Origin of the sequence: Halosolutus amylolyticus, from assembly GCF_023566055.1 — an archaeon.
Taxonomy (GTDB): domain Archaea; phylum Halobacteriota; class Halobacteria; order Halobacteriales; family Natrialbaceae; genus Halosolutus; species Halosolutus amylolyticus.
Window position 1 is genome coordinate 792,703 of record NZ_JALIQP010000002.1, and the last position, 16,997, is coordinate 809,699.

Genomic DNA, 16,997 nt, shown 5'->3' on the forward strand with positions numbered 1-16,997 from the left:
GGGCCGGCGTGGGGAGCGGACACATCCCATCGCTCAGCCCCTGGCGCCACCGCGGCGCGGTTCGAGTACGCCGGCACGCCCCGCCACCAGCCCGAGCAAGAGGCCGGTAAAGTGCGCGACCAGCGCGATCCCTGGCCGGGCGGTCGCCAGCGTGACGATCGCCGCGAGCACGAGAAAGACCAGGAGGGTGGCCCAGCGCGGGACGTCGATCACCGACGCGAACGCGTCCGAGAGCCGGTTGCCGGTGAGCAGGTAGCCCAGCAGGGCAAAGACCGCGCCGCTGGCCCCGAGCACGCCGACCGTCGGCGTTCCCGGAACGATCGGCAGCGAGGCGAGCGCACCCGTGACGACGATCTGGGAGATCCCCGCCAGCGCACCCGTGACGAGGACGAACGTGTGGAATCGTACGCGGGTCGTCGCTCGCGCGACTGGCCAGCCGAAGAGCACGAGCGCCACGCTGTTCGAGACGAGGTGACCGAACGTCTTGTGGGCGTAGACGCTCGTGACGATCGTCCACGGGTCGTCGGCCAGTGGCGGCGCGAGGACGAACAGGCCGGCCATCGCCCCGGCGAACGCCGTGAGCGCCTGGACGGCGAAGACGATGACGAAGATCGCGAGCAGTTCGAGGATGGGACTCGAGTCGGACCCGGTGGACGGATCGGGTCCCTCGGGCCGCCCCGCGAGTTTCGGCCCCGACCGGGGGGGCGATCGGTCTGCCATAGCCGGCAGTGGGGCGGCGAGCCACAAAAGTCTGCGCGGCTTACGACGAGCAGCGGTCGGATACCGCGTCGATTGGAGCGATCTGGCGGGCCCACGAGCGAGGGCGTCGGCGCGATGCTGGGCGCTCGCGGTGGTGGTATCCGGTCGGCTCAGGCAGTCACGATATCGGCGACCGCACAGCTACGGCTCGGACCCAAAGAAAGCGAAAACTCGCTCGTCGGTTCCGATCGCGATCGTCAGTCTTCGAGGACGATCTCGATCGAGACGTCGTTCGGCACCTGGATGCGCATGAGCTGACGGAGTGCGCGTTCGTCGGCGTCCAGATCGATGAGGCGCTTGTGGACGCGCATCTCCCAGTGCTCCCACGTGGCGGTGCCCTCGCCGTCAGGCGACTTCCGGGTCGGCACCTCGAGGGTCTTCGTCGGCAGCGGGATCGGACCGCTCAGGTTGACGCCGGTGTTGTTCGCAATCTCGCGGACGTCGTCGCAGATGTCGTCTAAGTCGTCTGGACTCGTGCCCGCGAGTCGAACGCGTGCCTGCTGCATTTATTTCTCGTCGACGCTCAGGACCTTGCCGGCCGCGATGGTCTGACCCATGTCGCGGATGGCGAAGCTCCCGAGTTCGGGAATTTCGCTGGACGGCTCGATGCTGAGGGGCTTCTGCGGTCGGATGGTGACCACAGCAGCGTCGCCCGACTGGATGAAGTCGGGGTTCTCCTCGGCGACCTCGCCGCTGGACGGGTCCATCTTCTTGTCGATGGACTCGATCGTACACGCGACCTGGGCCGTGTGGGCGTGGAAGACCGGGGTGTAGCCGGCCGTGATGACCGAGGGGTGCTGCATGACGACGACCTGGGCCTGGAACGTCTCGGCGACCTTCGGCGGGTCGTCGGCGGGGCCACAGACGTCACCGCGGCGGATGTCGTCCTTGCCGATGCCGCGGACGTTGAATCCGACGTTGTCACCGGGCTCGGCCTTGGGGACTTCCTCGTGGTGCATCTCGATCGTCTTCACTTCGCCGCCCACGTCGCTGGGCTGGAAGACGACGTCGTCGCCGGTGTTCATGACACCGGTCTCGATCCGTCCGACGGGGACGGTACCGATACCCGAGATCGTGTAGACGTCCTGGATCGGGAGTCGGAGCGGCGCGTCCGTCGGCGGCTCCGGCTCCGGCAGGTCGTTCAGGGCCTCGAGCAGGATTTCGCCGTCGTACCACGGCGTGTTGTCGGACTCCTCGGCGATGTTGTCGCCTTCGAACGCCGAAATCGGGATGAACGAGGCGTCGTCCGTGTTGAACTGGACCTGCTTGAGCAGCTGGGTGACCTCGTCGACGACCTCGTCGTAGGTCGACTCCTCGTAGTCGACGATGTCCATCTTGTTGATGCCGATGATGAGCTCGTCGATCCCGAGGGTACGGGCCAGGAAGACGTGCTCCTGTGTCTGGGGCGCGACGCCGTCGTCAGCGGCGACGACGAGGACGGCGTTGTCCGCCTGGGACGCGCCCGTGATCATGTTCTTGACGAAGTCGCGGTGACCAGGACAGTCGACGATGGTGAAGTCGTACTCGTCGGTCGAGAACTCCTGGTGGGCGATGTCGATGGTGACACCGCGTTCGCGCTCTTCGGCGAGGTTGTCCATGACGTAGGCGAACTCGAATCCGCCCTTGCCTTTCTCCTCGGCTTCCTCGCGGTGCTGTTCGATGACGTGCTCTGGTACGCTCCCCGTCTCGTAGAGGAGGCGTCCCACGAGCGTACTCTTCCCGTGGTCAACGTGGCCGATGATGGCCAGGTTCTGGTGTTGTTCGCTCATTGTTGTAGCTCACGCGCAGAGGCGCTTATATCGGTCTCTTTTGCTCGTTGCGGTTAAAACCATTTCGAAAGCGTATTCAGCCGAACCCGACGCCCTCTGGCGGTTTGTGTCACGTACACACGGTTTCGGCGACCGCGCTCCCGTCGATCGATCTCGATCGGGTCCGGCACGACGGGGCGCGACAGCCCCTGCCCTGATCCGGCCCCGCTCATCGGAACCAGCGGCATCATATAGTAGCCACTGAAACGATTTACACACTGATCGCAAAGCCGTCTTGCGATTAGATGTGCAGTGACTTTCAGTGGCTACTATAGAGCGGACGATCGGAGAACGGCATCGTGGGGACGAGCCGAAATCGTGGGGGAAGCGACGCCAGGATCGAGGATGTGAAACGAACCGGACGGGAGATCGTGGATGGGAAACGAAAACCACGGAAATCCGACGAGAAGTCACGTACCGGTGTACAGGTCCAGGAAGAGTGTTACCGCTCCGGGAGCCGACCGACGTCCGACAGGACGGCCGTGGCCGTCTCCGGGCCGCCCGCACCGCGGCCGCTGTTGTGGAGACTGCCGGCGTGTTTGGTCTCGATCTGGACGATGTTTCGCGTGCCCGTGACCGCGAGCGCGCCGTTCTCCGGAACGAGTCGCGGGCCGACGCGGACGCCGTCGCGGGTCGCCTCGCCGATCAGGCGGATGGTCCGGCCGTCCTCGGCCGCGAGGTCGAGGGCGCTACCGGGGACGTCCTGGATCCCCGTGACGTCGGCGTCGTCGAGCGCGAAGCCGCCGTCGGCCAGCACGTTCGCGAGGATGACGAACTTCAGCGCGGCGTCGGTGCCGTCGACGTCGAAGGTCGGGTCGGCCTCCGCGACGCCCAGATCCTGGGCCTCCGCGAGGACGTGTTCGTAGTCGAGTCCCTCGGCGGCCATCCGCGTGAGGATGAAGTTCGCCGTTCCGTTGAGCACGCCCCGGACCGCGGTCACGGCCTGTGGCGTCGAGTCCTCGATCGTCGACAGCACCGGAATGGCCCCGCCGACGGTCGCCTCGAACCGGATCGAGCCCGCGCTCTCGGCCTCGATCGCCCGCAGGTCCTCGTAGCGTTCGGCGACCGGGCCCTTGTTCGCCAGGACGACGTGTCGATCGGCTTCGAGTGCACGTTTCGCGTGCGTGAAGCCGGGCTCGGCGTCGCCCAGCGTCGTCGGGGTGGCTTCGACGAGCGCGTCGTAGTCGGTCTCGAAGACGGCCTCGGGGTCGCCCGTGCCGACGGCGTCGCCGCCGACTTTGCGTTCGAGGGCGCGTTCGACGTCGATCCCGTCGGGGTCGATCGCGGCGCCGGTCGAGTCGGCGATCGCGACGACCTCGTGGCCGTACTCGCCGGCGAGGTCGGCGACGGATCGCCCGACGTCTCCGGCACCGAGGATGGCGAGTCGCATCAGGCATCACCTCCGAGCAGCGGTTCGACGACGGTGAGGTCCTTCGCCGAACCGATCGCCCGGATCGACTCGAGCGCCTCGGTCGTCCGGCCGGAGTCGATCGCGAGTCGGATCCGGGCGCTGGCGACGCCCTCGGTCCCTTCCGGCGCGGTCAGCGAGAGGTCGAGGACGACGGCGCTGGCCTCGTCTTCGATTCGCGAGAGCGTCTCCGAGAGGTCGTTCGCGACGAGGTGACCGACGAGCACGACGCTGATCTCCTCGCCGTAGCGCTCGGCACCGGCCTGAATGACGTTGACGCCGGCGTCGCGAAGTCCCTCGACGATGTCGTCGAACCGATCGGGCGGACACTCCATGTCGACCTCGACGGGGATGTGCCCGCGAGGTGTGATGTTGCCGCGTTCGTGGTGGATACTCAGGAGGTTTCCGCCGTTGTCGGAGATCGGTTTGAGCGCGCGAAGCAACTCGCCGGGTTCGTCGACGAGTTCGAGTCGGACGGTGTAGGCGCGAACACCGCCGTCGGTCTCGGCGTCCCCGTCCGGTTCGTCCCCGGCGTCGGCGGCGTTATCCATCGCCGACACCTCCCGCCTGCGGGCGTCCACACGTCGTCATGGTATACGACTCCGTAATGGGCGCGTAAAAGGATATAGGACTTCCCAAAACTATCCGTCCCTGTCAACGAGCGGCATACGGGCTGCAGGGCCCCGATTCGATCGGAGCGGATCGACCGTGCGGACGCCGCCAGCAGTTAGAGGTGGTCCTTTCCCGGGTTCGAGGAGCCCCAGTCGCCGCGACCGCCCTCGGTCCGATCGATCCCCATGATGGACTCGGCCTGATCGGGGCCGCCCAGGCTCTCGCGGGCGTCGGGTACCCGGATGGTCACGTCGTCGATCTCCGGCCACTGGATGAGTTCGGCCTCGATGTTGCCCGTCGTGACGTCGCTGACCGAACAGCCCTTGCAGCCGCCGCCGAGTTCGACGACGACCTCGCCGGTCTCCGGATCGGCCTCGCGGACGGCGCTGGTCCCGCCGTGCATCTGGATGATCGGCATCTCGCGGGCGAGCCACTTCTCGACCCGCTCTTTGAGCGTCCCGTCGTCGTCGGAGTCAGTCATCAGCGGGACTAGGGACCCGACGCTAATAGGTCTGATCCATGGTAACAGACCATCAGGAACGATCACGAGGGATCGGGAGTGCGCGAGAGTAATCGATTCGTCATTCGCCGCCGTGACGGCGGCGGACCCACTCCAGTCCGGCCACCCCGCCGGCGAGACCCGCGAGACCGGCCACCCCCGCGAATCCGGGAATCGTATCGGACGCGTCGTCGTCCTCGCGTTCCTCCTCGCCGAACTCGATCGGGAACGTGTAGAGTGCGCCTTCGGTTCCCGCACCTGGAATCAACTGGGTGCTGCTCGCGACGAGCGTCTCCCCGGGAGCGGCGACGCGTGCCGTCCAGAAGCCCGCGGTCTCGCGGTCCTCCCACGAGACCACCTCGACGGGATCGGCCGGGTCGGAGACGTCGTGGATCTTCACACCGCCCTGGTACCACGACGAGTAGAGGTGACCATCGCGAAGTTCGAAGTTGTGCGACGTCGTCCACTCCCCGCCGCGGTACGTCGCGTCCTCCGTCTCCGGGGGGTCGATCGACGCGACGTGGGTCGGCGCTTCCGGATCGGACACATCGTAGAGGTCGATCCCGCCCGGCCCGCCCGCGTCGTTGTCGTCGGTGGCCCAGGCCTCCCGACCGACCGCCATGAGCGTACCCGAATCGTCGACCGCCGCGTAGTGGTCGTTGCCCGGCAGTTCCTGCTGGGCCTCCCGGCCGTCCTCGATCGCCCGTTGGTCCTCGAGTTCCGTGCGCCGGACGTGGGAGAGGTACTCGGGATCGGCCGGGTCGCTGACGTCTAAGAGGTAGGTGCCGGCGTTCCAGAACGGGAGGTAGGCGACGTCGTCGTGGACGTACGCGTCGTGGAGGTAGCGGGCGAGCCAGAAGACGTCGCCCCACTCCGGATCGTGGTCCAGCAGGGACCAGTCGCCGATCGCCTCGATGGCGTCCCCGCTCACGTCGTAGACGTCGAGGCGGTTGCCGTCCGGCGTCTCGTCGTCTTCACCGGGTCCGTTGGCGACGACGTAGAGGACGTCGCCGTCGAGATAGCAGTTGTGGATGTGATAGCCCGTCTCGTACTCGGCGACGCGAACGGGATCGGCGGGATCGCCGACGTCGTACACGAGAACGCCGTTGAAGATCTCGCTGTCGCCCTTCTGGTTTGCCGGACCGGGAACGACCAGCCGATCGCCGTCGACCGCGACGTCGAGAATCTCCGTCAGTCGGCCGCCGTCGACCTCGATCCGGCGTTCCTCCGCGAGGACCGTCGGGTCGGCGGGATCGCTCACGTCCACGGTCACGAACCCGTTCGTGGCCGCGAGATACGCGACGTCGCCGTCGTCGCCGACGACCGTTTCGGCCGCGCCCTCGACGGACACGCGGCCGCGGGGTTCGAACGCGTCGTCCTGGGAGACTGCGGCAGTCGACGGGACGGCAGCCGTCTGCAGACCCGACAGCGACGTCCCGACGATCGCGCCGGACCGGAGGAGGGCTCGTCGATGCACAAATACACGACACATGCGCTATCGTAATAAACGTTGCAATGTGCCCGCAGGGAAGAGGCCACAGCGAGGGGACCGTATCACCGCCCGGACCGTGCGATCGCACGGCCAGTACCACTGGTGGTGCGTCGACGCCGACTCAGTCGTCGAGTCGACCTCGATCGCCCGTCCCCTCCGTCAGGGCGCTCGCGAGCGCACCCTCGAGGACGACGTCGTCGCCGTGGTCGGTGACGGTGATCTCGGGGACGTTGGACATCACCATCTCCGAGACCCGTTCGCGGATCGGATCGACGACCAGTTCCTCGTTGTTGAGCGCGACCGCGCCGCCGAAGGAGACGACGAGCGGCGCGAACGCGTGGACGACGTTCGCGACGCCGATCGCGTTCCAGTGGGCGAGTTGCTCGATCGTGTAGTCGGCCAGTTCGTCCTCGCCCGCGAACTCGAAGACGTCCTTCGCGGTGAAGTCCGGTCCCTCGAGCGGCAGGTCGGTCGAGATGGTCGGGTCGTCCTCGGCGAGCAGTCGCGCGTAGTCGGGGATCGCGTTGCCAGAGCAGTAGGCTTCCCAGTGGCCGTCGTGGCCGCAGCCGCAGGTGAGGCGGCCGCGGGGATCGACGACGCAGTGGCCGACCTCGCCGGCGTTGCCGTCCCAGCCGCTCACGATGTTGCCGTCACAGCAGACGCCGGCCCCGATCCCCGAGGAGATCGTGACGTAGACCATGTCGTCGGGGTTGCGCGCGGAGTGGAACCGTTCGCCGATGACGCCGGCCGTGGTGTCGTTGTGGAGGTGGACGTCGTCGCTGTCGATCAACTGTTCGATCGGGCCGGTCAGGGGGATGCGATCGATCGAGTCCGGCAGGTTGGCGGGATCGATCACCGCGCCCTCCGCGAGGTCGAACGGGCCGATCGAGCCGATACCCGTGGCCGCGATCGACTCGGGTGCGATACCGGCGTCCCCGCACGCCTCGCGAAGCGTCCGGAGGACGCCCTCCGTCACGTCGATGCCGGTGGGACCGCGCGGCGTCGCCCGACGACTCACACCGATCGGCGTCCCGTCGGCCTCGGCGACGAGCGCCCGCACGTTCGTCGCGCCGAGGTCGACGCCCGCATAGTAGACCATGCTATCAGAGAGACGGCCGTCGCCGTACTTAACTAAACAGATCCTGACTCGCCGGCGAGTACACTGTCGATCGTCGGTCGTGACGCGATGGGAATCGTGGGGACGTGCGACAGTCGTATGCCACTGTATGACATAGTTCGACGTATGGCCATCGACAATTCATCCACGGAGTCCGAGGCCGAACCGGGCCCGGCGATCGCCGAAACGGAACTGGAGGCGCTTCACGAGGTCGAACTGGCCCTCGAGTGGGTCCAGCGCGCCCAGGGCAGTCTCATCGAGTTCCACCACGCGACGGGTCACGGGATGGACCACCTCGCCGAGGCGGAGGATCTGCTCAGGGAAAGCGACCACGACGAACTCGCCGACGCGATCCGGACCGACCTCCTCCCCCACGGCGTCGTCGACGAGGATCGGTGGTCCTACGACGTCCTCGAGAACTTCCAGGAGACCCTGCTGGCCGAAACGACAAGGCTCGAGCGCCGCGTCCGCCGCGACCTCGCCGACGGCGAACGCCACCTCCGCGAACGACGGCAAGAACGCGACTGGAAAGAGCGGGCCGGTCGGGGGTGATCGATCGCACAGCCGTCGCCCGATCGATTGGAAACTACCGGACAGCGACTCCCGTATCGGGGCACGATGAGAACGGTCTGGGCGTGTCCGCGGACTACTCCATGACGTCCAGGTCCCGGAAGTACGTCACCGGGCAGGGTGCCTGCAGGATGATCTCCTGGGATACCGAGCCGAGTACCGCCTTCTCCGCCGGCGATCGGCGACGGCCGCCGACGACCATCCGATCGGCGTCGACGTCGATCGCCATATCGACGACCGCCGAGCTAATCTCACCGAGTGCGCCGCGAACCTCGGTCTCGACGCCCGCCTCCGCGAACCGTTCCTCGAGGTCGCCGACCGGCGGCCGGCGGGCGGCGACCGCGTCGGGGTCGACGTTCTCGACGCGGTCCTCGAAGCCGAGATCCTCCCGGAACTCCTCGTACTCGTCTTCCGTGAAGGCGTGCCCGATCACGACGGACGCACCGAGCGGTTCCGCGACCTCGAGAACGGTTTCCGCGAGTTCCTCGGCGCGAACGGTATCCATGGGCCCGACTGCGAGCAGAACAGTGTCGATCGCCATGACCCTACGTTGGCGTTGCCACCCGCTTAAGTATTCCCGTCCTTGCAGTATTACGGCCGTTTTCAGTGCTAGCGGGGGGTCGATCCGGCCGGCGGGCTACTCGCCACTCCGGACGAACGTCACCGGACACGGGGCCGACAGCAGGACCTCCTGGGCCGTCGATCCGAAGACGGCTTTTCCGGTCGGCGAGCGGCGACGGCCGCCGACCACGACGCGATCGGCGTCGACGTCGGTCGCGAGGTCGACGATCGTCGGGCCGTGCTCGCCGACGGCACCGCGAACGTCGTAGTCGACGTCGTGTTCGTCTAGAAGCGACTGCAGATCACGGATCGTCGAGTGTCGCATCGCGACCTCGTCGGGATCGATCTCGTCGTGGTCGGCATCGAACTCGAGTCGCGTCACGACCTCGTCGTACTCGCTGCTCGTGAAGACGTGGGCGAGCGCGACGGTCGCGTCGGCCGGTTTCGCGACCTCGACGACGGCCTCGGCCAGTTCGTCGATCCGATCGGCGTCGCCCGGTCCCACGGCGAGCAGGACAGTTTCCAGCGTCATACCCCGACAATGATGCGCGACCCACTTAAGTTCCGGACTTTTGAAATCAAAACGGTGGGACAGTGGACGGATACTCGAATCCGGGACGATTTCCGAGTGATTTTTCCATACAGTCACCGACGACGGCGTATGGACGGACCCGACCTCGAGGGGCGGACGGTACTCGTCACGGGCAGTGCGAAAGGCGTCGGACGCGAACTCCTGCTGTCGACGGCCGACTGCGGCGCGCGAACGGCCGTCCACTACCACACGAGCGCCGACGCCGCTCGCGACGTGGCCGAGCAGGCACGCGAACGAGGCGCGGACGAGGCGATAACGGTCCAGGGTGACGTCACCGATCCCGAGAGCGTCGACGGCCTCTTCGCGGCCGTCGAGTCCGAACTCGGGCCCGTCGACGTCCTCGTGAACAACGTCGGCGACTTCGCGCCCGCCCACTGGGCGGACCTCGAGTACGAGACCTGGACCCGGGTGCTCGAGACGAACCTCGACGGGACCTACCTCTGTTCGAAGCGGGCGCTCCCCGCCATGCGCGAGGCCGGCTACGGCCGGATCGTGAACGTCGGCTACGCCTCCAGCGAGAAGGGGCTGGTCGACCCGACGAACTTCCCGTACTTCGTGGCGAAAGCGGGCGTCCTGATGTTCACCCGGATGCTCGCGGCCGACACCCAGGACGACGGGATCACCGTCAACGCCATCTCGCCGTACGTCGTCGAGAACTCCGACGAGTTCCCCGAGGACCTCCCGCGCGATCGGCCCGCCTCCTTCGCGGACCTGGTCCAGCCGCTGTACTTCTTCCTCGATCCGGACAGCGACTACATCAGCGGGGAGAACGTCGAGGTGGACGGCGGCTGGTTGCCCGAAGACGTGTAGCGGAGCAGTGCAATCGAACCGCGGCGCATCGCGCCGCGGGACGTTTTTGGTCCAGATTTTTGCAAGGAGCGGGTCTCGAGCGATCCGCGGCGCACCGCGCCGCAGGAGTGCGAACGGCGGAGGCCGTGAGCGAAGCGAGAGACCCCGACGCAGTAAAAAGGTGGGTGCAGAACGTCGAGGTGGACGGCGGCTGGTTGCCCGAGGACGTATAGCGGGGCAGTGCAATCGAACCGCGGGCGGCTTACGGCTCGTCCCGATCGCCACCGGTTCTCACGTCGGCGTCCGACGGCCCGCCCGCGTCGAAGGCCGCGACGAACGCGTCGAGACGCGCCGGATCGTCCGCCCCCGGAAGGCGGCGATCGGCCGTGATACAGGGGTCGTCGACGCCGAGTCGGTCCGCGACCAGATCGGCCGTCGCCTCGGCCATCGCCCGATACGTCGTGAGTTTCCCGCCGACGATCGAGGCGAGGTTCGCGACCCCGTCGATCTCGTGATCGAGCAGAAAGAAGCCGCGGGAGATGCCTCGGCCGCCGCGGGCCGCCTCGTCGGGCGCGTAGAGCGGGCGGACGCCCCACCACGTTCGGATCGGCTCGGCCTCGGCGACGGGCGGGAGCATCCGCGCGCACTCCTCGCGCACCCGATCGAGTTCCCAGTCGGCGCTGCCGGGGTCGTCCGGATCGTCGACGTCGACGCTCGTCGTTCCGAGAACGACCTCGTCCGCGTGGGGGACGACGATGTCGCCGTCGCCGGGATCGCGACCCCGGTTGAGCACCGGGTCGAGGTCGGCGTAGTCGACGGCGATCATCACGCCCCGGTTGGGGTGCATCTCGACGTCGACGTCGGCCATCGCGGCGATTCGATCCGCCCACGCGCCGGCGGCGTTGACGACGAATTTCGCCTCGATCGCGCCGTCGACCTGGCCGCCGACGCGAACGCCGGTGATACGATCGCCCGCGACGCGCATCCCCTCGACGGGCGTGTGCGTGAGGATCCGCGCACCGTGGTCGCGAGCGTCCTCGGCGTTCGCGGCGACGAGCCGCGAGGGGTAGACCACGGCGTCGGGGACCGCCATCGCCCGGCGCACGTCGGGGGCGAGATCGGGCACCCGATCGCGGGCCTCCGCGGCGGTCAGGAGCGTCGCCGGGATGCCGATGTCGACGCAGGCGTCGTGTTTGGCCCGCAGGTAGTCGGGGTCGTCGTCCTCGAGTTCGACGAACAGGCCACCCGTGTCGCGCACGCACGCGCCGGCGATCGACCCCAGGATCCGTCGTTCCCGGATGCACTCCTCGGCACCGGCGCGATCGGCCGGCGCGTACCGCGCGCCGCTGTGGAGCAGGCCGTGCGAGCGACTCGACGTGCCGCCCGCGAGGCCACCGCGATCGACGAGGACCACGTCGACGCCGCGCAGCGCGAGGTCGCGTGCGATCCCGGTGCCCGTGGCCCCGCCGCCGACGACGAGGACGTCCGTTCGGAGCGTCATAGCCGGGCTAGGGAGGCGAGCGGGAAACGTCTGGTCCCGACGGCAACGCGAACGGCTGGTGGTTCGATCGTCGAACGCGAAACGGTTCCAGAAGGCGAGTAGCGACGGTCCAGAACCGAAAACGTCCTTGGTGGCGAGTCCTAACCCCCACTCGATGAACGAGCCGGGAATCCAGTCGCTGATGGACCAGGAGACCCTCGATCGGCGGGTTCGATCGGGCGAGACGCCGGAGTGGGTCGCCGCCCACTGGGAGTCGTTCCGTGACGGACTGCTCGGCGAGCGAAACGACACCCCGTTCCCGTGTTTCTTCGGCGTCGAGTCCGTCCAGAACGGGGACCCGCTCTACACCGCGGTCCCGTCGATGTCGGACGCCGACGCGCTGTTGACCCTTCGCGATCGGATCCTCGAGTACCTCGAGGTGTACGAGGACCATTCCGAGCGCGCGTCGCTGGTCACCTTCTTCAGGCCGCCCGAAGAGCCCCTCTCGGAGCGGGAGTACCACGACGCGCTGTGGCACGTCCTCCAGACCCTGCACCTCCACGACCCCGAGCCCTGGCCCGAGGACATCCCGACCGATCCCGACGACCCCTACTGGGAGTTCTGTCTCGACGGCGAACCGATGTTCCCGACCTGTCGCGCACCGTTCTACGAGGAGCGAAAGAGCCGCTACTGCCCGATCGGCCTCGAGATCACGTTCCAGCCCCGCGAACTCTTCGAGCGCATGGACGTGACGGCCGACACCGAGGCGGGCCAGCGGGCCCGGGAGGTCATCCAGGACCGCCTCGAGGGGTACGACGGCGTCTGTCCCCACGCCGATCTCGGCGACTGGGGCGTCGAAGGCGATCGCGAGTGGCCCCAGTACATGCTCTCGGAGGACGACTCGCAGGCCCCCGCGGAGTGTCCGATCACGGTCACGCGAGACCACCCGAAACCGGCGGCACGGCTGCCATGACGGGCGACAACGACGACCACTCGTCGGCGCGATCGAGGGACGGCGCGCCGGGGGTGCCGGACGACGCCGTCCTCGTCCTGATCGACTTCCAGCAGGGGTTCGACGCCGACGCGTGGGGCACCCGGAACAACCCCGACGCCGAGGACCGCGCCGCGGCGCTTCTGGCCCGGTGGCGGGAGACCGATCGGCCCGTCGTCCACGTCCGCCACGCCTCGACCGAACCGGGCTCGCCGCTGCGGCCCGATCGGCCGGGATACGCCTTCAAACCCGAGACCGAGCCGCTCGCGGACGAACCGACGTTCGAGAAGTCGGTCAACGGGGCGTTCGTCGACACCGATCTGGAGTCGTGGCTCCGCGACCGCGGCTCCGAGACGCTCGTCGTCGCGGGCCTGACGACGGACCACTGCGTGTCGACGACGACCCGGATGGCCGAGAATCGCGGCTTCGACGTCTCCCTCGTCGCCGACGCGACGGCGACCTTCGATCGGACGTTCGACGGCGAGGCGTTCGACGCGGAGACGGTCCACCGGACCGCCCTCGCCCACCTCGACGGCGAGTTCGCGACGGTGGTGCGGACGGCCGATCTCCTCGAGACGTGAGCGAAGCCGGAAGCCGTCGGAACGATCGACGCCGGGAACCGTTCCAGCAGGTTAACGGTCGTCGCGTCCGTCACGATCGACAATGGCGTCCGACCGACACTCGCTGGCCCTCGTCGTCCTCCTCGGCAGTGCGGCGCTCGTTACGCTGGTCGTTCACCTCTCGATCCTGCCGCGGTACTATCCCGACGACCCGTTCACGACCGGGCTGGTCCTGCTGGCCGGCTGGACGACGTTCGCGCTCGTGTTCTACGCGGCCGGACGACTGCGGGCCGGTCCCGCGACGATGCCGAGCATGCGGATCGGCGACGTCGGTCTCGCGCTCTTTTTGCTCTCCGTGTTGTTCGCACTCGCGCTTGACTCGTTCGGGTTCACGCCGGAACTGATCGGTGCGGCGTACGTCCTCCCGGGGATCGGGGCGTACGCCGGCCTCGCGTTGCTCGGCTGGGCGATCGGACAGCGAACCGCGGCGATAAACCGGATCGCCGCCGACGCGGGCGACTGACCGGTGCCCCGTCGATCGATAGGCGGCCCGATCGCCGCTCTCGATCGATCGCGGCCTTCAGGACGATTCCTCGCTGGCGGTCGTGACGAACACCGGAACGTCGCCGAACCGGACGACGTGGTCCGTCACGCTCCCGACCGCCATCCGGTGGACGCCGCCGCGGCCGCGAGAGCCCATCACGACGAGATCGGCGTCGATCTCCCGGGCGTAGTCGAGTATCTCGGACTCCGGCGGCCCCTCGCGGACCGCTCCGGTCACGTCGAGATCGGCCGGTGCGCGATCGAGCGTATCGTCGACCGTCTCCTGGGCCTGCTGGCGGATCGCCTCCTCGGCACTCGTCGCGTCGCCCGGCAGACGAAGCCCGCCGAGCGGACCGACGTCGGCGACGCAGAGCACGTGTACCGCCGCGTCGTGGACGCCAGCGAGTTCGAAGCCGTCCGCGACGGCGGCCGCGGCGTGGACGCTCCCGTCGGTCGGAACGAGGATCGTATCGAACATTGCCGGCAGTTCGATCGCCAGCACCGAAAACGCTACTGCCCGCCGGGACGGCTCGATCGTGAATCGCGCTCCGTCAGTCCGCCGACCGCGACGGCGTCCTCACAGCAGGTCGCCGAACGTGAGTTCCTGTTTCGCGAACCGGGCGAGCAACGGAAGATCGTCGACGTGGAGGAGTTTCGCGATCGCGGCGGGGTTGCCCTTGTTCGCCCTGGCCAGGGTGTCGTCGTCGAGTCGGTTCAGGTCGGCCATCAGGCGATCGTAGCGCTCGTCGGGCGCGAGATAGAGGAGTTTCGTCATCAGCAGGCGGGCCCGCACGTTCGGCGCGACGTCCCGGTGCCAGAGCGTCTCGTAGACCTCGAGGTTCTCGGCCGTCGGTTCGACGTTGCCGTGTTTGAGACAGCTATCTGCCGTCGCGGCCGCCATCCGACCGGATTTCATGCACTTGTGAATCCCCTCGCCCCAGAGCGGATCGACCGTCGGGACGGTGTCGCCGATCGCCATGAATCGATCGGTGTAGAGTTGGCCGGGCATCTGGATGTGCGCGGAGCCGCGGTGCATCTTTCCCTCGAGACGCGTGGCGTCCTGGAGTCGCGGGTCGGTGTCGACCCAGTGGTCCAGGTAGTCGTCGATGCTGTAGCTCTCCCGGCCGTACTGGTGGTACTGTTCGTTGCGGATGTAACAGAGGCCGACCTTGGCCGTGTCCTCGCCGGTGTGGAAGATCCACGAGTAGCCGCCGGGCGCGAGTTCGTGGTCCAGTCGGAGCATCATCGCGTCGTGGAGGTCCGCGAAGCCGGGCCGATCGACGTCGATCCCCTCGAACTCGTACTCGATGCCGATCGCGTGGTTCTCGTGCTCGAGGTCGACGACGTCGAGTTTCTTCGCGAGCGGCGCGGCCGGCCCCGTCGCGTCGACGACGATCTCGCCGTAGACCTCCTGGTCGCCGTTGTAGGTGACGCCGACGATCTCGCCGTTCTCCATGATCGGGGCGGTCACTCGCGCGTCGAAGCGGTACTCGGCCCCGTCCTCGCGGCCGTCGGCGACGAGGTAGCGCTTGAAATCCGCGAACTCGAGGACGGCACCGGGCTGTTCACGGACGAAGTGGTCGGTCGGCGACTCGAGGACGACCGAATCGGTGTACTGCATCACCACGTCGTCGGGAATCCCGAACGCGGCCATCATCGACGGGAACGTCCCCGCAGTCGACTTGTTGCTCTGGCGCGGGAACTCGTCCTCCGACTCGGTCTCCAGGACGACGACGTCGTACCCGCGTGCCGCGAGGTCCCGGGCGCACTGGGCTCCGGCGGGACCCGCACCGGCGATGACCACATCGTAGCGGTTGTTCATAGGAACGGGACTGTCTCGGTCCTTAATTAGTTTATTCAGTCGCGATCGCGTACCATCTTGCTGATATGTATTTTTTCGTATCAGTTCCGACGTGTCGTCAGCGAGCGATCGTCACGGGAACGGGTGCCCGGCGGACGATTTGCTCGGCGACGCTTCCCAGGAGGATCCGGGAGACGCCCGTGCGTCCGTGACTGCCGACGACGATCCGATCGACCCCGTGCTCGCCCGCGTAGTCGACGATGGCGTCCGCGGGTCGACCGTGGATGACGGCCGTGTCGATCGCGCAGTCGTCGTCCGCCGCGCGATCGCGGGCCGCCTCGAACAGCGCCGCAGCGTCGTCCTCCCGCTGTTCGATCATCCCCTCGACCCCGACGTGGGCAAACTCGCCGTACCCGCTCTCGGCGAGATCGATGACGTGGAGTACCGTGATATTGTCGTCGGCGTGTTCCGCGCACGCGAACTCGAGTGCCGCCCACCCCGGCTCCGAGTCGTCGAGCGCGACCAGCAGGTGCATAACCGATTCTACGGGGGGACGATACTCGAGTGTACCGCCCGATCGTCGTTGCCCGGCGTCACGAACTGCGCGGCCGGGACCGAGACGGAGAGGAGTGATCCGGGACCGTCCCGGCCGTCACTCGGAGTAGCCCTCCTGGAGGAACGCCCCTTCCGTCTCGTAGATCGACACCAGTTCATCGATGAACTCCTCGTACGATTCGTCCTCCTCGATGTGGCTGTCGATCCGCTCCTTGAGGTCGTCGCTGATTTCGATCGTGTGGGTCATGGTGGATCTGTAGCTGTCGGCCGCCGTCGACAGTACTGTCGCCGTCCCAGGTCAAATACCCCCGGGCCGCGTGTGCAGACCCCCGAGCAAGCACGGGAAAGCCTCCCAGTTACCCCCACGGTCGTCGTACCGGGACTACATGGCAGCCACACTCACCGACGACGTGGTCGGGAAGACGGTCGTCGACGCAGAGGGCAAAGAACTCGGCATCGTCGCGAGCGTCGATCGGAACCGGGCCGCGGTCGATCCGAACCCCAGCGTCGCGGAGCACCTGCTCGCGAAACTCGGCGTGGAAGGCGAGGACGAGGAGGACTACATCGTGACGGAAGACATGCTCGACGCGGTGGGTGAGGAGGTCGTTTTGCGCGGCAACATCTGACGGCCGCCGGAACCGGACGTGGCGATCGATCCCGAACGACGAGTCGTCGATTCGGGAACACACGTCATCGACTACGACAGCAAAATGGGCCGGACACCGCCGTCTGAACTTGCCACTGTTTACTAGAACCGTACTCGACCTTCCAGCGTTCAGCCGGGCCGTGGCTTTATTACCATTGTTTTGCTATACCGTGGCATGAACCAGTGGTCGCGAACGCACGGAGGAACGGCGAAC

Annotated in this window: 21 protein-coding genes; 6 read left to right on the forward strand and 15 right to left on the reverse strand. The window is 67.4% G+C overall.

The genetic code is table 11. The features are described 5' to 3' along the window. Positions 1–33: 33 nt before the first annotated feature. The 8 genes from MUN73_RS10300 to MUN73_RS10335 all read right to left on the reverse strand — a co-directional run bounded on the left by MUN73_RS10300 (position 34) and on the right by MUN73_RS10335 (position 7,677). A complete protein-coding gene (locus MUN73_RS10300; protein ID WP_250140379.1) occupies positions 34–720 on the reverse strand; it encodes a rhomboid family intramembrane serine protease in 687 nt (228 codons plus the stop codon). 236 nt (positions 721–956) lie between these two features. Then, complete coding sequence (gene rpsJ / locus MUN73_RS10305) at positions 957–1,265, reverse strand: 30S ribosomal protein S10 (RefSeq protein ID WP_004215311.1); 309 nt, start codon at positions 1,263–1,265, stop codon at positions 957–959. Beyond that, positions 1,266–2,528: a translation elongation factor EF-1 subunit alpha gene (gene tuf / locus MUN73_RS10310; protein ID WP_250140380.1), complete on the reverse strand. Its 1,263-nt coding sequence runs from the start codon at positions 2,526–2,528 to the stop codon at positions 1,266–1,268. It lies immediately after the preceding gene. A 481-nt stretch (positions 2,529–3,009) separates the two neighbouring features. Then, positions 3,010–3,957: a homoserine dehydrogenase gene (locus MUN73_RS10315; protein ID WP_250140381.1), complete on the reverse strand. Its 948-nt coding sequence runs from the start codon at positions 3,955–3,957 to the stop codon at positions 3,010–3,012. Continuing rightward, positions 3,957–4,526, reverse strand: a complete 570-nt coding sequence (locus tag MUN73_RS10320) for an amino acid-binding protein (protein ID WP_250140382.1) — start codon at positions 4,524–4,526, stop codon at positions 3,957–3,959. Before MUN73_RS10320 ends, MUN73_RS10315 begins: the two co-directional genes overlap by 1 nt. 176 nt (positions 4,527–4,702) lie before the next feature. Beyond that, a complete protein-coding gene (locus MUN73_RS10325; protein WP_250140383.1) occupies positions 4,703–5,068 on the reverse strand; it encodes a NifU family protein in 366 nt (121 codons plus the stop codon). Positions 5,069–5,168: 100 nt separating this feature from the next. Continuing rightward, complete coding sequence (locus MUN73_RS10330) at positions 5,169–6,563, reverse strand: LVIVD repeat-containing protein (protein WP_250140384.1); 1,395 nt, start codon at positions 6,561–6,563, stop codon at positions 5,169–5,171. A 136-nt stretch (positions 6,564–6,699) separates the two neighbouring features. Continuing rightward, positions 6,700–7,677 (reverse strand): ROK family protein, encoded by a 978-nt coding sequence (locus MUN73_RS10335; RefSeq protein WP_250140385.1) that lies wholly within the window; start codon positions 7,675–7,677, stop codon positions 6,700–6,702. 144 nt (positions 7,678–7,821) lie between these two features. Here MUN73_RS10335 and MUN73_RS10340 point away from each other — a divergent pair, with 144 nt between their 5' ends. Beyond that, positions 7,822–8,247: a hypothetical protein gene (locus MUN73_RS10340; RefSeq protein WP_250140386.1), complete on the forward strand. Its 426-nt coding sequence runs from the start codon at positions 7,822–7,824 to the stop codon at positions 8,245–8,247. A gap of 94 nt (positions 8,248–8,341) precedes the next feature. On the opposite strand, the gene MUN73_RS10345 is transcribed toward MUN73_RS10340, so the two are convergent. Next, positions 8,342–8,806, reverse strand: coding sequence for a universal stress protein (locus MUN73_RS10345; protein WP_250140387.1), 465 nt, complete (start codon positions 8,804–8,806; stop codon positions 8,342–8,344). A 96-nt stretch (positions 8,807–8,902) separates the two neighbouring features. Then, positions 8,903–9,358: a universal stress protein gene (locus MUN73_RS10350; protein ID WP_250140388.1), complete on the reverse strand. Its 456-nt coding sequence runs from the start codon at positions 9,356–9,358 to the stop codon at positions 8,903–8,905. Between the two features lie 129 nt (positions 9,359–9,487). On the opposite strand from MUN73_RS10350, the gene MUN73_RS10355 reads away from it, so the two are divergent. Further along, positions 9,488–10,228 (forward strand): SDR family NAD(P)-dependent oxidoreductase, encoded by a 741-nt coding sequence (locus MUN73_RS10355; protein WP_250140389.1) that lies wholly within the window; start codon positions 9,488–9,490, stop codon positions 10,226–10,228. Positions 10,229–10,469: 241 nt separating this feature from the next. Here the strand turns inward: MUN73_RS10355 and MUN73_RS10360 are convergent, their stop codons facing one another. Further along, the gene (locus MUN73_RS10360) at positions 10,470–11,708 is read right to left on the reverse strand and encodes an FAD-dependent oxidoreductase (protein WP_250140390.1); all 1,239 of its coding nucleotides are present in this window, start codon (positions 11,706–11,708) and stop codon (positions 10,470–10,472) included. A gap of 154 nt (positions 11,709–11,862) precedes the next feature. Between MUN73_RS10360 and MUN73_RS10365 the strand changes: the two genes are divergently transcribed. The 3 genes from MUN73_RS10365 (at position 11,863) to MUN73_RS10375 (ending at position 13,761) form a co-directional block, all read left to right on the forward strand. After that, positions 11,863–12,660 carry a YqcI/YcgG family protein gene (locus MUN73_RS10365; protein WP_250140391.1) on the forward strand — a complete coding sequence of 266 codons (798 nt, stop codon included), beginning with the start codon at positions 11,863–11,865 and terminating at the stop codon, positions 12,658–12,660. After that, positions 12,657–13,259 carry a cysteine hydrolase family protein gene (locus tag MUN73_RS10370; RefSeq protein ID WP_250140392.1) on the forward strand — a complete coding sequence of 201 codons (603 nt, stop codon included), beginning with the start codon at positions 12,657–12,659 and terminating at the stop codon, positions 13,257–13,259. The genes MUN73_RS10365 and MUN73_RS10370 overlap by 4 nt, the downstream gene beginning before the upstream one ends. Positions 13,260–13,341: 82 nt before the next feature. Then, positions 13,342–13,761, forward strand: coding sequence for a hypothetical protein (locus tag MUN73_RS10375; protein ID WP_250140393.1), 420 nt, complete (start codon positions 13,342–13,344; stop codon positions 13,759–13,761). A gap of 57 nt (positions 13,762–13,818) precedes the next feature. On the opposite strand, the gene MUN73_RS10380 is transcribed toward MUN73_RS10375, so the two are convergent. From MUN73_RS10380 to MUN73_RS10395, 4 genes are all read right to left on the reverse strand, one after another. Beyond that, on the reverse strand, positions 13,819–14,259 hold the full coding sequence (locus MUN73_RS10380) for a universal stress protein (RefSeq protein WP_250140394.1): 441 nt from the start codon (positions 14,257–14,259) through the stop codon (positions 13,819–13,821). 99 nt (positions 14,260–14,358) lie between these two features. Then, positions 14,359–15,603, reverse strand: coding sequence for a digeranylgeranylglycerophospholipid reductase (locus MUN73_RS10385; RefSeq protein WP_250140395.1), 1,245 nt, complete (start codon positions 15,601–15,603; stop codon positions 14,359–14,361). A 97-nt stretch (positions 15,604–15,700) separates the two neighbouring features. Beyond that, positions 15,701–16,117: a universal stress protein gene (locus MUN73_RS10390; RefSeq protein WP_250140396.1), complete on the reverse strand. Its 417-nt coding sequence runs from the start codon at positions 16,115–16,117 to the stop codon at positions 15,701–15,703. Between the two features lie 117 nt (positions 16,118–16,234). Next, positions 16,235–16,384, reverse strand: a complete 150-nt coding sequence (locus MUN73_RS10395) for a DUF7557 family protein (protein WP_250140397.1) — start codon at positions 16,382–16,384, stop codon at positions 16,235–16,237. A 139-nt stretch (positions 16,385–16,523) separates the two neighbouring features. On the opposite strand from MUN73_RS10395, the gene MUN73_RS10400 reads away from it, so the two are divergent. Further along, entirely contained in the window at positions 16,524–16,763 is a 240-nt protein-coding gene (locus MUN73_RS10400; RefSeq protein WP_250140398.1) for a hypothetical protein, read from the forward strand. The last annotated feature ends 234 nt before the right edge of the window (positions 16,764–16,997 follow it).

What these genes read in the sequence shown, in the direction of transcription:
- MUN73_RS10300 (WP_250140379.1), bottom strand. Translation starts at nt 720, where the DNA reads ATGGCAGACCGATCGCCCCCCCGGTCGGGGCCGAAACTCGCGGGGCGG.
- rpsJ (WP_004215311.1), bottom strand. Translation starts at nt 1,265, where the DNA reads ATGCAGCAGGCACGCGTTCGACTCGCGGGCACGAGTCCAGACGACTTA.
- tuf (WP_250140380.1), bottom strand. Translation starts at nt 2,528, where the DNA reads ATGAGCGAACAACACCAGAACCTGGCCATCATCGGCCACGTTGACCAC.
- MUN73_RS10315 (WP_250140381.1), bottom strand. Translation starts at nt 3,957, where the DNA reads ATGCGACTCGCCATCCTCGGTGCCGGAGACGTCGGGCGATCCGTCGCC.
- MUN73_RS10320 (WP_250140382.1), bottom strand. Translation starts at nt 4,526, where the DNA reads ATGGATAACGCCGCCGACGCCGGGGACGAACCGGACGGGGACGCCGAG.
- MUN73_RS10325 (WP_250140383.1), bottom strand. Translation starts at nt 5,068, where the DNA reads ATGACTGACTCCGACGACGACGGGACGCTCAAAGAGCGGGTCGAGAAG.
- MUN73_RS10335 (WP_250140385.1), bottom strand. Translation starts at nt 7,677, where the DNA reads ATGGTCTACTATGCGGGCGTCGACCTCGGCGCGACGAACGTGCGGGCG.
- MUN73_RS10340 (WP_250140386.1), top strand. Translation starts at nt 7,822, where the DNA reads ATGGCCATCGACAATTCATCCACGGAGTCCGAGGCCGAACCGGGCCCG.
- MUN73_RS10345 (WP_250140387.1), bottom strand. Translation starts at nt 8,806, where the DNA reads ATGGCGATCGACACTGTTCTGCTCGCAGTCGGGCCCATGGATACCGTT.
- MUN73_RS10350 (WP_250140388.1), bottom strand. Translation starts at nt 9,358, where the DNA reads ATGACGCTGGAAACTGTCCTGCTCGCCGTGGGACCGGGCGACGCCGAT.
- MUN73_RS10355 (WP_250140389.1), top strand. Translation starts at nt 9,488, where the DNA reads ATGGACGGACCCGACCTCGAGGGGCGGACGGTACTCGTCACGGGCAGT.
- MUN73_RS10360 (WP_250140390.1), bottom strand. Translation starts at nt 11,708, where the DNA reads ATGACGCTCCGAACGGACGTCCTCGTCGTCGGCGGCGGGGCCACGGGC.
- MUN73_RS10365 (WP_250140391.1), top strand. Translation starts at nt 11,863, where the DNA reads ATGAACGAGCCGGGAATCCAGTCGCTGATGGACCAGGAGACCCTCGAT.
- MUN73_RS10370 (WP_250140392.1), top strand. Translation starts at nt 12,657, where the DNA reads ATGACGGGCGACAACGACGACCACTCGTCGGCGCGATCGAGGGACGGC.
- MUN73_RS10375 (WP_250140393.1), top strand. Translation starts at nt 13,342, where the DNA reads ATGGCGTCCGACCGACACTCGCTGGCCCTCGTCGTCCTCCTCGGCAGT.
- MUN73_RS10380 (WP_250140394.1), bottom strand. Translation starts at nt 14,259, where the DNA reads ATGTTCGATACGATCCTCGTTCCGACCGACGGGAGCGTCCACGCCGCG.
- MUN73_RS10385 (WP_250140395.1), bottom strand. Translation starts at nt 15,603, where the DNA reads ATGAACAACCGCTACGATGTGGTCATCGCCGGTGCGGGTCCCGCCGGA.
- MUN73_RS10390 (WP_250140396.1), bottom strand. Translation starts at nt 16,117, where the DNA reads ATGCACCTGCTGGTCGCGCTCGACGACTCGGAGCCGGGGTGGGCGGCA.
- MUN73_RS10395 (WP_250140397.1), bottom strand. Translation starts at nt 16,384, where the DNA reads ATGACCCACACGATCGAAATCAGCGACGACCTCAAGGAGCGGATCGAC.
- MUN73_RS10400 (WP_250140398.1), top strand. Translation starts at nt 16,524, where the DNA reads ATGGCAGCCACACTCACCGACGACGTGGTCGGGAAGACGGTCGTCGAC.